Origin of the sequence: Cupriavidus taiwanensis (assembly GCF_900250075.1) — a bacterium.
GTDB lineage: Bacteria > Pseudomonadota > Gammaproteobacteria > Burkholderiales > Burkholderiaceae > Cupriavidus > Cupriavidus taiwanensis_C.
Window position 1 is genome coordinate 1,047,795 of the sequence record NZ_LT977070.1, and the last position, 12,164, is coordinate 1,059,958.

10 protein-coding genes are annotated in these 12,164 nt (G+C 64.2%); 7 read left to right on the forward strand and 3 right to left on the reverse strand.

Translation table 11 applies throughout. The annotated features are described in order from the left end of the window. The first annotated feature begins 30 nt into the window (after window positions 1-30). The 6 genes from CBM2588_RS04880 (at window position 31) to CBM2588_RS04905 (ending at window position 8,551) form a co-directional block, all read left to right on the forward strand. Entirely contained in the window at window positions 31-861 is an 831-nt protein-coding gene (locus tag CBM2588_RS04880) for an enoyl-CoA hydratase/isomerase family protein (protein WP_115679612.1), read from the forward strand. A 463-nt stretch (window positions 862-1,324) separates the two neighbouring features. Next, window positions 1,325-2,824 carry an aldehyde dehydrogenase family protein gene (locus CBM2588_RS04885; protein WP_115679613.1) on the forward strand — a complete coding sequence of 500 codons (1,500 nt, stop codon included), beginning with the start codon at window positions 1,325-1,327 and terminating at the stop codon, window positions 2,822-2,824. A gap of 83 nt (window positions 2,825-2,907) precedes the next feature. Further along, the gene (locus CBM2588_RS04890) at window positions 2,908-4,557 is read left to right on the forward strand and encodes a GMC family oxidoreductase (RefSeq protein WP_115679614.1); all 1,650 of its coding nucleotides are present in this window, start codon (window positions 2,908-2,910) and stop codon (window positions 4,555-4,557) included. A 304-nt stretch (window positions 4,558-4,861) separates the two neighbouring features. Beyond that, window positions 4,862-6,046: a CaiB/BaiF CoA transferase family protein gene (locus CBM2588_RS04895; RefSeq protein WP_115679615.1), complete on the forward strand. Its 1,185-nt coding sequence runs from the start codon at window positions 4,862-4,864 to the stop codon at window positions 6,044-6,046. Between the two features lie 197 nt (window positions 6,047-6,243). Next, complete coding sequence (locus tag CBM2588_RS04900) at window positions 6,244-7,488, forward strand: CaiB/BaiF CoA transferase family protein (protein ID WP_231942104.1); 1,245 nt, start codon at window positions 6,244-6,246, stop codon at window positions 7,486-7,488. Window positions 7,489-7,585: 97 nt separating this feature from the next. After that, window positions 7,586-8,551 (forward strand): tripartite tricarboxylate transporter substrate binding protein, encoded by a 966-nt coding sequence (locus CBM2588_RS04905; RefSeq protein WP_115679617.1) that lies wholly within the window; start codon window positions 7,586-7,588, stop codon window positions 8,549-8,551. A 90-nt stretch (window positions 8,552-8,641) separates the two neighbouring features. On the opposite strand, the gene CBM2588_RS04910 is transcribed toward CBM2588_RS04905, so the two are convergent. After that, complete coding sequence (locus tag CBM2588_RS04910) at window positions 8,642-9,286, reverse strand: TetR/AcrR family transcriptional regulator (RefSeq protein WP_115679618.1); 645 nt, start codon at window positions 9,284-9,286, stop codon at window positions 8,642-8,644. A 247-nt stretch (window positions 9,287-9,533) separates the two neighbouring features. Here CBM2588_RS04910 and CBM2588_RS04915 point away from each other — a divergent pair, with 247 nt between their 5' ends. Next, the gene (locus tag CBM2588_RS04915; RefSeq protein WP_115679619.1) at window positions 9,534-10,436 is read left to right on the forward strand and encodes a LysR family transcriptional regulator; all 903 of its coding nucleotides are present in this window, start codon (window positions 9,534-9,536) and stop codon (window positions 10,434-10,436) included. Window positions 10,437-10,595: 159 nt separating this feature from the next. On the opposite strand, the gene CBM2588_RS04920 is transcribed toward CBM2588_RS04915, so the two are convergent. Then, complete coding sequence (locus tag CBM2588_RS04920; RefSeq protein ID WP_115679620.1) at window positions 10,596-10,796, reverse strand: hypothetical protein; 201 nt, start codon at window positions 10,794-10,796, stop codon at window positions 10,596-10,598. 146 nt (window positions 10,797-10,942) lie between these two features. Next, complete coding sequence (locus tag CBM2588_RS04925; protein WP_172583559.1) at window positions 10,943-11,914, reverse strand: Bug family tripartite tricarboxylate transporter substrate binding protein; 972 nt, start codon at window positions 11,912-11,914, stop codon at window positions 10,943-10,945. Between the last annotated feature and the right edge of the window lie 250 nt (window positions 11,915-12,164).

Here is a 12,164-nt window from a genome sequence, read left to right on the forward strand (position 1 = left end):
ACGCCACCGCACTTTTGTTCAGGAGATTCCATGTCGAAAAGCAATGCCGCCGCGGGCGCGGCCTATGAGAACTATTCAAGCCTGGCGTTTGACCGCCCGAGCGAGGGCGTCCTGCGCATCACTCTGAACCGTCCCGAGCGCCTGAATGCGCTGGATGCACGCGGCCACGACGAGATCGCCCGCGTTTGGCGCGATATTGACGCCGACCCCACGGTCAGCGCCGTGGTGCTGTGCGGCGCAGGCAAGGCCTTCTCCGCCGGCGGCGACTTCGAGATGGTCGAAGAGATGATCGACTCCTTCGAGGCGCGCGCCCGCGTCTGGCGCGAGTCGAAAGACCTGGTCTATAACATCATCAACTGCTCCAAGCCGATCGTCTCGGCGATCCACGGCTCCGCGGTGGGCGCCGGACTGGTTGCCGCGCTGCTCGCGGATATCTCCGTGGCGGCCCGCACCGCGCGCCTGGTGGATGGCCATACGCGCCTCGGCGTCGCGGCCGGCGACCACGCTGCGATCGTGTGGCCGCTGCTGTGCGGCATGGCCAAGGCGAAGTACCACCTGATGCTGTGCGAGCCGGTGAGCGGCGAGAAGGCGGAGCAGTTGGGGCTGGTATCGCTCGCCGTGGACGAGGCGGAGTTGCAGGACACGGCGGTATCGATCGCCACGCGGCTGGCCAATGGCGCGCCGTCGGCGATCCGCTGGACCAAGTATTCGCTGAACAACTGGCTGCGCCAGGCCGGCCCGACCTTCGATGCCTCGCTGGCGTTGGAAATGTTCGGCTTCGGCGGCCCCGAGGTCAAGGAGGGCGTGGCCTCGTTCCGTGAGAAGCGTGGTCCAGTGTTTCCGCGTACGACCACGGCCTGAGATTGCGCCTGACCACCGCGGCTCGTTACCGCGGAGGATCATTCAGCGGCGGACCAGCCAACTGGCGGCCTTGTGAACGATGGTTTCACTTGGCCGGCCGCTGCCCGTCCGCGGCGTTGCGCTGCATGCCGCCCGCCGGACAGCAGCGTAACCAGATGTCGATACACCGGCCTTGGATACAGCCGGCCCAGCGCCGGGGCGCGCGACGCGCGCAGTCTCCCGCAAACGGACGGGCGCCGATGCGTGGCGACGAGCCCGCGTTCCATGGCTAGATACCGGCGCTGCACAACTTGATGCTGGTCCAGGTGCCGGCACCGATCAATAAGCACCACGACAGTGTTCCGTGCATCGAAATCCGCGCCTCGGCAGGTTGAAGTACGGAACGCTGATGGCTCCGGCGTTGACCGCCACGCAACGCCGCCTTAACGTGGTCAGAGACAAAACCAGAAATAGAGACAACGGCATGCCGATCAGCCTGATTCCCATCCGCGAAGCCCTACATGTCCGCCCCGGCCGCCTTTTTATAAACGGCAATTGGCATGACTGGGACGGGGAACGCTTTGAGCAGATCCAACCGGCAACCAACGAGATAATGACGAGCTTCGCCGAGGCTGGCTCGGAGGGCGTCGGCCTGGCAGTGGCTGCCGCGCGGCGTGCCTTCGACGACGGCCCGTGGCCGGGCATGCGCGCGCAGGATCGCAAGCGGATGCTGCAACCGATTGTCGAGCGCATCTATGCGGCAGAGCAGGAGATCGCACAGCTCCAGACGCTCGACAACGGCATTCCGTTCACGTACAGCCGCAATTCGCGCGTCTCTGCCAAGGCGGCGGCGGACATCTTCGACCACTTCTTCGGATGGATCGACAAGATCAACGGCGAGACCTACCCGCTGTACTCGATGGCATCGAATATGCAGTACATGACGTTCCGTGAGCCGGTCGGCGTGGTGGCGGCGATCCTGCCTTATAACGGTCCGGTGATGACGTTCGCGATGAAGGTTGCGCCCGCCCTGGCATGCGGCTGCACGGTGGTGGTCAAGCCGTCCGAATACACGAATCTCGCGGTGCTCAAGCTTGCGGAGATCATCGCGGAAAGCGACTTGCCGCCGGGCGTGTTTAATATCGTCACAGGCGGCGCGGAAACTGGCACAGCGCTTTCGTCACATCCAGGCATCGACAAGGTGACGTTCACTGGCAGCCCCATCGTCGGGGAGAAGATAACGATCGCGAGCGTTCCCAACATGAAGCGCCTGTCCCTCGAGCTCGGTGGCAAGAGCGCCGCGATCGTATTTCCGGATGCCGACAGCGTTGCGGTTGCGGCAACCAGGCTGATGGGCCTGTGCTCTACCTTTCTGTCTGGGCAAGTGTGCACGACGCCAACGCGCGCGATCGTGCACCGGTCCATCATGGACGAGTTCCTGCATCACGCGGCCGAGCAGGTCAAGACAGTGCGTTTCGGCGATCCGTTCGATCCGGCGACGACGTCGGCGCCGATCATTTCGAAGCGGCAGAAAGAGAAGATCCTGGCCTATATCGAACAAGGCAAACGCGAAGGCGCGGATCTGAGGTTTGGCGGCGGGACACCGGGCGGCGAACTTGCCAACGGCAACTGGATCAATCCGGTGCTGTTCGCGAACGTGCGCAACGACATGACGATTGCGCGCGAGGAGATCTTTGGGCCGGTACTGTCCGTGATCCCGTTTGACACGGAAGACGAGGCTATCCGGATCGCGAACGACAGTGAATACGGTCTGGCGGGCTGCGTATACACGTCGAACGTCAATCGCGCGTTCCGTGTTGCGCGGGCCATGCGCAGCGGCTCGATCGGCGTGAACGGTTACGCGAGCATTCCGAATGCCCCGATGGGGGGCATCAAGCGCTCCGGGGTCGGCCGCGAAGGCGGGTGGCCGACCATCGAGGCGTTCACCGAGCTCAAGACGATCAACTTCAACCTCGACGGCTAAGCCGTCCGTAAGCAACAGCCCGATGCACGCGCCGCACGCGCCGATTCATTGAAGTCCGATCTTCCTCCGCGGATGCGACAACCATGAGAGATACGTTCGATTACGTGATCGTCGGCGCCGGCAGCGCCGGCTGCGCAGTGGCCATGCGACTGGCCGAGGCTGGCCATTTGGTTTGCGTGCTCGAGGCGGGCCCGAAGGACAGTAGCCCGTACATACACATTCCGGCCGGCTACATAAAGAATCTGTTCAACCCCAGGCTCACCTGGGATTTCAAAAGCGAGCCAAATCTCGCGACCGGCAACCGTAAGCTGACCCTCACGCAGGGAAGGGTGCTTGGCGGGTCGGGATCGATCAACGGGATGGTCTACAACCGCGGCCAGCATGCCGATTTCGACGGGTGGGCCGAGCGCGGCAATCCGGGTTGGCGCTACGACGAGGTGCTCCCGTACTTCAAGAAGGCAGAGACGCGCATCGGCGTCGGCGACGATCGGTATCGCGGCCGCAGCGGCCCATTGCCGGTGACCGATCCCGTGCGCTCGAGCCCGCTCTGCGACATCTTCATCGAAGCGGTCAAGAGCCTCGGCTATCCGTACATACAGGATCACAACGCCGAGATGCAGGACGGCGTCGGCCCGTGGCAGTTCACGATTGATTCGCGCGGCCACACGATGCGCCGCATGAGCGCCGCGCAGGCGTACCTGCGTCCTGCCGTGAAGACCGGGCGCGTCGACGTGCGCACCGACAGCCCGGCGACATGCGTGCTGCTCGAGGGTCGGCGCACGGTCGGCGTGCGCTATCGCGCGGGCGGCACTGGCGCGCCGGAACGCGAGGTTCGCGCGCGGCGCGAGGTGATCGTGTCGGCCGGCGCGCTGAACACGCCGCGCCTGCTGCAGATCTCTGGCATTGGGCCGGGCGAGCACCTGCAGTCGATTGGCGTCGACGTCATCGTGAATCTGCCGGGCGTCGGCGCGAATCTGTGTGACCACTACAACCTGCGCGTCGCGGCCAAGGTCAAGAGGATCACGACGATCAACGAGCGCGGCCGCGGTCTACCATTGGTGTGGGAAATCACCAAGTACTTTGCCGGACGGCCGAGCATCCTGAGCATGGGACCCGTGCCGATGCGCTTCTTCTTCCGCTCAGATCCCTCGCTGCCAACGCCCGACCTGCAGGTGTCGTTCACGCCCGGCAGTTATCAGGAGGGCTTGCCCGGGCTGCTTGACCACTATCCCGGCATGACGCTCGGTGGGCACAAGCAGCGCCCGGAAAGCCGCGGCTATGTAAAGGCGCGGTCAACCAACATCAACATCGATCCGGTGATCCAGCCGAACTATCTGGCCACCGAATCGGATCAGAAGGCAATTGTGGACGTCGTCAAGATGGCTCGCGCGGTGCTCCAGGCGCGTCCGTTTGCCGCGTACTACGTCAACGAGGTGTTCCCCGGTAACGATGTCCGCACCGACGACGAGATCCTCGATTTCGCGCGGCAGCGCGGTGGCACCGTGTATCACCACAACGGCACCGCGCGAATGGGGCCGGACAGCGATCCGCTAGCGGTCGTCGATGCGCGGCTGCGCGTGCGGGGCGTCGAAGGGCTGCGGGTCGCGGACGCGTCGATCATGCCGGCGCCGATCTCCGGGCCCACCAATGCGTCAACGATCATGATCGGCGAAAAGGTGGCGGACATGATCCTGCAGGACGCCGAATTGCCACGTTTTCAGGTGGTGGAATAGTGGCGCCCTGCCGTGGCGGTAAGCGGGTGTTAGGAAATTGCATAGGCAGGATCTGCCTGGCGGCGATGATACTCATCGTCCCCGGCCGCTTTCCGAGCCACCGCTCGTCCGACCGGCGGCTCTCGGTCGCCTGAGCCGGGCGACGTGGTGCGCCGGTCTCCGGCGCCGGTCCGGTCATGCAATTTCGATGCACGGAACGTCTTGGGAGCGTTCATTGACCAGCGAAGGGCAGGCGGTCAGGATCGATTCCATCAGCCGTCGTCTCGCCCGGACGACGCAACCAGTGAGATGGAAGCTAAAGAAGATGTCCAAGGTTCTTGAAGGTATCCGCGTCCTCGATTTCGGACGCTTCATTGCCGGCCCGTTCTGCGCAGCGCTGCTCGCCGATTACGGTGCCGACGTCATCCGGATCGACCGGGTAGGTGGCAGCGAAGACCGGTTCATCGTGCCGGTCACGGATTCAGGGGAGGGCGCGCTTTTCCTGCAGTGCAACCGCAACAAACGCTCGATCACGCTGGACATCGACAGCGAGGAGGGCCGCGAGGTGGTGCGTCGCCTGGTGGAGAAGGCTGACGTGGTGGTGGCGAACATGCCGCCGAAAACGCTGGCGAACCTGGGGCTGGATTACGCGACGCTGAGCGCGATCAATCCCGGCATCATCCTGACCGCTTCGACGGCCTTCGGCTCGCATGAAGGCGCTGGCCACCGGCTCGGCTTCGACGGGGTGGGGCAGGCGATGAGCGGCGCTGTCTATATGTCGGGCACACCCGACAGCCCCACCAAGGCGATGGTGCCGGTGGTCGATTTCTCGACCGCCTTGTCGTGCGCGCTCGGCACAGTGATGGCGCTCTACGAGCGGCGCAACAGCGGGCGCGGGCAATGCGTCGAGGCGTCACTGCTGCAGACAGCGCTGAACCTGTCCAGCGGGGCGCTGATCGAGGAAGCGGCGCTTGCCATTGACCGGCAGGCGATGGGCAACCGCAGCCCCTCCTATGGGCCCTCGGACATCTTCCGCGTGGCCGATGGCTGGATCATCGCCCAGGTGATCGGGCAGCCGCTGTTCCGGCGCTGGGCCAACCTGATCGGCGCGCCGGAACTGGTGGACGATCCCCGCTTCAGCGACGACCTGCGGCGCGGCGAACACGGTGAGCTACTGAGCGACCTGATGGGCAAATGGTGCGTCACGCGCACTCGCGATGACGCGCTGTGGGAACTAGAGAAGGCTAGGATCCCCGCGGCGCCGGTCTATTCCCCGCGCGAGGCGCTGGACGATGCGTCGATCCAGGAGTCCGGCGCCTACATCTGGCTCAATTACCCCGGATTGCCGCGCAAGGCGCCGATCGTGGCGCCGCCGGCAGTCCTGTCGCGTACCCCGCCCGATGTTGCGCGGCGGCCGCCCACAGTTGGCGAACATACCGAAGAAGTGCTGGCTGAGGTGGGTTACGAACGCTCGCAGGTGCAAGCCATGCGCAAGGCCGGCGTCGTCTGACAGCACCCGCACCACGAGCAATTCGCACAATGCGAACGGGTGGTTCGCCAGTGACTACTTGAGCGCAACCGGCCTGCACCACTAGCATTGAATCAAAGCAAAGTGCGCGGCGCCGCCGGATCGCTAACAGTTGTAAGGCAATGGAAGTGACAAGGGCCCGGACGCATGACGGCGGGCCTACAAGAAAGGAGACAGTAGTGCCAGCAAATCAATCACGGCCGCTCGAAGGCATCCGTGTACTGGACCTGACCGTGGCGCTTGCCGGGCCATATGGCTCGTTGCTGCTTGGCGGGATGGGCGCGGAGGTGATCCGCGTGGAAGCGCCCGGCGGCGGTGACATTGCACGCACTAACCCGCCGTTCGTGGGCAGCCATGGCATCCACTTCGGCCAGCGTGAGGACAACGAGGTATCGCTGACGGTCCTTAACCGGGCGCGCAACAAGAAGAGCATCACGCTGGACCTGAAATCGGAGCAGGGCCGTGAGCTGTTCATGCGGCTGGCCGAGGAGTGCGACGTGGTGCTGGAGAACTTCAGCGAGGGTACCACGGCCAAGCTCGGCATAGACTACGAGCCAGTCAGCCAGCGCAACCCGCGCATCGTCTACGCGTCGATCAAAGCCATGGGCGAGCCTAGTGCATTCCCCGGCCTCAAGGGCATGGACATCATCGTCCAGGCGCTCAGCGGCCTGATGGAGGTCACTGGCTACGCCGATGGCCCGCCGACGCGTTGCGGCCTGCCGATCGCTGACCTGGTCGCGCCGATGTATGTCGTCAACGGCATCCTGGCCGCGCTGATCCACCGGGGCCGAACCGGCGAGGGCCAGCGCGTGCAGGTGTCGATGCTGGATTGCCTGGCATCGTGGGTGTCCGAAGAGCACTTTGACGTCATGGGACGGGAAGGCTATCCCTCGCGCACTGGCAATTACCACGACCGGCTCGCGCCGTTCGGGGTCTATCCGACGCTGGACGGGCACGTGGCGATTGTCGCGTTCCAGCCGGACTGGATGCGCGGGCTGCTGGAATCGATCGGCCAGCCGGAGCTGCTCGAAGATCCTCGTTTCAGCGGCCGCGGGCCGCGCATGCGCAATGCCGCGGCACTCAACGAGGTAATCGCGGGCTGGACCCGCGCGCACAGCACGGCCGACGTTGTGGGCGAATTGCTGGAAAAGCGCGGCGTGCCCTGCGCGCCGGTGCGCAAGCCCGACGAAGTGCTGCACGACCGCCGGCTGCATGAAAGCGGCGCGCTGATGCACCTGGCCCACCCCGAGTTCGGGCCGGTGGACGCGGTGGGCATGGGCCTGCCGATCCGGTTCTCGGCGACACCTTCGCAGTTCGACCAGCCTGCCATGGCGCTGGGGGAGGCCAACGAGGAGATCTACGGCAGGCTGCTCAAACTCAGCCCGAAAGAAATCCAGGCATTGCGCGAAACGGGAATCGTCTAACCATTGCCTCGCCGGTTGATCGTTTGCTCCTCTCTCCCCCGAAGTGGAGAGAGGAGCAAACCGCGGTCACCGGCCTGATTCAACAGGAGATAACGCAATGATTTCACGCCGTACCTGCCTGCAGTTGCTACCCGCGCTGGCAACGCTACCACTGTCGGCACTTGCGCAGGCCTACCCGTCCCGCCCGGTCCGCTTTATCGTGCCTTTGAGCCCGGGCTCCGGCACCGACGTCGTTGCGCGCTACATGAGCGCGGAATTGGCGAAGACGATGGGCGGGTCGTTCGTCGTCGAGAACCGCATGGGGGCCAGCGGGATCATCGGCACAGATTTCGTAGCAAAGGCGCCTGCCGACGGCTATACGATCCTGTTCAACTACGCGGCGCACTACTCGAACCAGTTCGTGGAGAAGACGCCGTATGACGCGGTCGCCGACTTCGAGCCGATTGCCCGCTTGGCGACCTCGGCGATGGTGCTGGTCACTGCGGCGAACTCACCGCTGCATACGGTGCGAGACCTCATTACCGCCGCGAAGCGCAAGCCGGACGGGCTGTCCTACGGCTCACCCGGCAATGGCACCACACCGCAGATGGCGGCGGCGCTGATGAGCAATATGGCCGGAATCCGGATGAACCACATTGCATACAAGGCGCCGGCGCAGGTCGTAATTGATGTGGCGGGCGGACAGTTGGATGCCGGCTTCGGCGGCGTGGCAACGTCGCTGCCGCTGGTGAAGGCGGGGCGCTTGCGAGTGCTGGCCGTGACGAGCAGGCAGCGGTCGACCTATTTCCCCGACGCGCCCACCCTCGACGAGGCCGGCTTGAAGGGCTATGAACTGGTCACCCCGATCTGGGCATTTGTCCGCCGCGGCACGCCGCAGGCAATCATCTCTCAGTTGTCCGACGCCATGACTAAAGCCGCCGCGGCGCCGGCCTTCAAGGCGTTCTGCACCAGCCAGGGGCTGGAGGTCGACATCCAGGACGCTGCCAAGGCCCGCTCCAATGCGGCGGCCGAACTTGAGCGCTGGAAGAACCTGGTGGCGCTGTCTCAGGCGAAGGCAGGATGACAACGCCTGCATGCTGAGGGCTATTTCACCTCGCTGAATGCCGGGGAGAGGAACCGGTTCGCGGTCGGGAGGTGCTGCTGCAGCATTGGTTCACGAAGCCACGGCCTGCGCCCTTCCCGGCTTGCGCACCTGCTTGGGCCGGACGCCTTCAAACAGGATCGCGCAGAGTTCGTCGATCACCTTTTCGGGCGAACCCTTCTTCGGGTTGAACCAGGTCTGCACGGAAGTAATCGTGCTCAGGATGAACACGCGGCACAGGGCGATGTCGATGTCCTCGCGCAGATGCCCTTCGGTGCGCAGGTCTTCCAGCATGCCGCTCCAGAACGTCTGATGCTGGGCCCGTCGCCTGAGATGGCGCTCGCGCACCTTGTCCGGCAACTCGGCCAGCTGGCGCCCATGCGCCAGGGTGTAGTCGCCGTACTTGATCATCGCGCTGAAGAGGCCCAGCAGGCCGGCGCGGAAGCGCTGCTCGGCGTCGGCGCCTGGCGGAAGCGCCGCGATGCGCGCCTGTGTGTGCGCAAAGATGCTTTGCGCGCCGTGTTCCATCACCGCATCCAGCAACTCTTCCTTCGAGGAGAAGTGATAGTAGATGCTGGCCGCTTCAATGCCGGCCTGGTCGGCGATCCCGCGCATGGTCGTGGCGGCATAGCCTTGCGTGCCAAAGGCGCGCGCCGCCAGGCGCATCAGCTTCTCGCGGGTGTCCACAGTGGTGGCGTTGGCTTGGCGTTTTGTCATGATTCGTGAGGGCTGGAGCCGGGTTCCTGGCAGAGTTGCGGAGATTACTCCCCATGGAAGTTACTTCATCGGGCATGCAGAATCTACCTAACGTTCGTGAGAGCACTCCCGCGCGGGCGGACTGTAACACGGTTAGACCTGGAAGCGGGCGGCAATTCACGCCCGGGGGGTCCGGAGAATTCGCACGGTAACGTGTGCTGCGCGCTGCATTAGGAAATAATCCGGTAAGACGCTTGGGAAGGATGTGATGCGCTTTGATCTGGTCGATCTGAAACTGTTCACCCATATCGCGGAAGCGCAGAGCCTGACTGGCGGAGCACAACGCTCACACCTGTCCCTGGCCGCAGCCAGTACCCGCATCAAGAACCTGGAGGAACACGTCGGCGTCAAGCTGCTGAGCCGCAGCAGCCAGGGCGCGAAAGTGACCGGGGCGGGGGAGACGCTGGTCGGCCACGCGCGCCGCGTTCTCCGCCAGCTGGAGCAGTTGAGCGGCGATCTCCAGGAGTATGCGGCAGGCGTGAAAGGACATGTGCGCGTCTTTGCCAACACCACGGCGATGAGCGAGTTCCTGCCAGCCGTGCTGCGCACCTACCTGGTCAATCACCCGGACGTAACCGTCGACATGCACGAACGGCTGAGCCCGGATATCGGGCGCGCGGTGCAGGACAGAATCGTGGACATCGGCATCGTCGCCGGCAACGTGCGTACCGAAGGGCTCGAAGTCATGCCATACCGGAACGACCGTCTGGTGCTTTCCACTGCGCTGAGCCATCCGCTGGCCGAGCGCAGCAGTGTGAATTTCGTCGAAGCGCTCGATTACGACTTCATCGGCTTGCCGGAAGAGAGTGCGATTCACAATTTCCTCAAGCGTGCCGCCGCGGACTTGCAGCGCGTGTTGCGCTGGCGCCTCCAGGTTAGCAACTTCGAGACCGCCTGCCGGATGATCGAGGCGAATGTCGGTGTCGGCGTGCTGCCGGAGATCACCGCCCGCCGCCATGCGAATACGATGGCGCTGCGGATCGTTCAGCTCAACGACGAGTGGGCCGAGCGCAAACTGCAGATCTGCGTTGCGGATCTGGGCGCATTGCCGCTGTTTGCGCGCAAGCTGGTGGACCTTCTGGTCGAGGATGGCCTCGGGCGCCGGGACTGAAGGCGCCCACGAACACTTGATTCTACTACTTATGAGCCGCGAGCATCTGACGGAGCTGGTGCATGAGCGGCTTGCTGCTGGCCGTCGTCTGAATCGCGGCCACGCGCAGTATCTACTTCGGTGCTTGTATGGCGACAGGCGATCGATCAGGTAGGCGTGCTACGCCGCCGCATCGAGCTTCTCTCTACTTTTAATTTCGACGAAGGCGATCACTTCCTCGTTGCCGTCCGCGGCGGCCTGCCCGAACGCAGTCAACAGGCATATGGACCGATGCGTGTTGACGTCCAATTCGACTTCATTCGGATAGACGTTGAAGCCGGTGCGTGTGATCAGCCCCCTGGTGCGTCGGAAGATGAACAAGTCTCACGCTTCGTTTCACGCGTGGCGTAGCCGCACACGTCGAATAAGTTGCCGAAGCCATTTCACATGAGGGCCGCACGGCCGCGCCAAGCGAGTAAGTCGGCTTGTGCAGTACCTGGGTTTCGGGAAGGCAGAATTCAGCGAACTCAGGATTCCTTAGACAGCTGCGCGATGCGCTTCCAGTGCGCGTCCTCCTTCGGCAAGTCAGCCTGGAACTGGCGGCGATCGGCGATATCGACGTACATCGACTGATGAGCGCAGAACTCCTTGAACGCGGGCGATCGGGCGATCCGCACCAGTTCTTCGGACAGGCGCTCGACGATAGGGGCCGGTGTCGCAACGGGTGCCAGAGCGCCAATCCACGACGCGACCTGGTAGCCCGCAACCCCGGCTTGCGCCGATGTCGGGACGTGCGGGATCTCACCCCAGCGCCCGGCGCTGGTGACGGCGAGGCCGCGCAGCTTGCCTGCCTTGATCATCGGCACCACGCTCGGCGCGCCCTGGCAGGTGAAGTCCACCTGGCCGGCCATGACGTCCGTCACAGCGGGCCCATTGCCCTTGTAAGGGATATGCTTGGCCCGCGTCTTCGTCAAGTCATTCAGCATCACCGAGCAGAGATGAGAAGTACTGCCCGCCCCGCCGGACGAATACGTGATCCCGCCCGGCGTGCGCTTCATGGCTGCGATCAGGTCGCCCAGGGTCTTGTAAGGCGAGTCGGCCTTGACCACGATGCCCAGCGCGGAACTGCTCACCTTGGCAATCGGCATGAAGTCCTTGACCGGATCGAACGTGACCGGACCTTCGGCAAACCACCGCGTGGTCAGGTGTGGAACACCGGCGAACAGCAGCGTGTAGCCGTCCCCGGGAGCCTTGGCGACTGCGTCCGTGCCGATGAGCCCGCCAGCGCCGGCACGGTTGTCCACCATGACCGGGATCTTCAGGTTCTTTGCCAGTGCCTCGGCAACAAAGCGTGCAGTAATGTCGAGCGCCGTGCCTGGGGAGGCCGGCACGACAATTCGGATCGGCCGCGATGGATATTGCTGCGCAAAAGCCGACGGTGCGCAGGCAACAGCCCCTAGTGACGCCAGTGATTTCAGGAAATGCCTTCTGCTGAACATAATGTCTCCTCTCTTATGCCTCGAAGATAGGCGCGGCCGGTGGGCTGGGCAATGGTCGCCGGTGCACCGTTCCGTGCTTTGAGCGCTGGCGCAGGCCGCCTCTCAAAGCACGGAACGGCATGGGCTGGTGAGTTGAGTTCCCGGGGGAGGGCGCGCACGATCGGTAGGTGGCGGAAGTACGCGCGGGTGGCGTTGCCGAGCCTGAGTCAGGCGGGTCGAACCCCGCGGCAACGTGGGCCGCTCTCGCGCC

Bases quoted from the DNA above. Each gene is read 5' to 3' on its own strand.
- CBM2588_RS04880 (WP_115679612.1), top strand. From the start codon at position 31: ATGTCGAAAAGCAATGCCGCCGCGGGCGCGGCCTATGAGAACTATTCA.
- CBM2588_RS04915 (WP_115679619.1), top strand. From the start codon at position 9,534: ATGCGCTTTGATCTGGTCGATCTGAAACTGTTCACCCATATCGCGGAA.
- CBM2588_RS04905 (WP_115679617.1), top strand. From the start codon at position 7,586: ATGATTTCACGCCGTACCTGCCTGCAGTTGCTACCCGCGCTGGCAACG.
- CBM2588_RS04885 (WP_115679613.1), top strand. From the start codon at position 1,325: ATGCCGATCAGCCTGATTCCCATCCGCGAAGCCCTACATGTCCGCCCC.
- CBM2588_RS04890 (WP_115679614.1), top strand. From the start codon at position 2,908: ATGAGAGATACGTTCGATTACGTGATCGTCGGCGCCGGCAGCGCCGGC.
- CBM2588_RS04895 (WP_115679615.1), top strand. From the start codon at position 4,862: ATGTCCAAGGTTCTTGAAGGTATCCGCGTCCTCGATTTCGGACGCTTC.
- CBM2588_RS04925 (WP_172583559.1), bottom strand. From the start codon at position 11,914: ATGTTCAGCAGAAGGCATTTCCTGAAATCACTGGCGTCACTAGGGGCT.
- CBM2588_RS04910 (WP_115679618.1), bottom strand. From the start codon at position 9,286: ATGACAAAACGCCAAGCCAACGCCACCACTGTGGACACCCGCGAGAAG.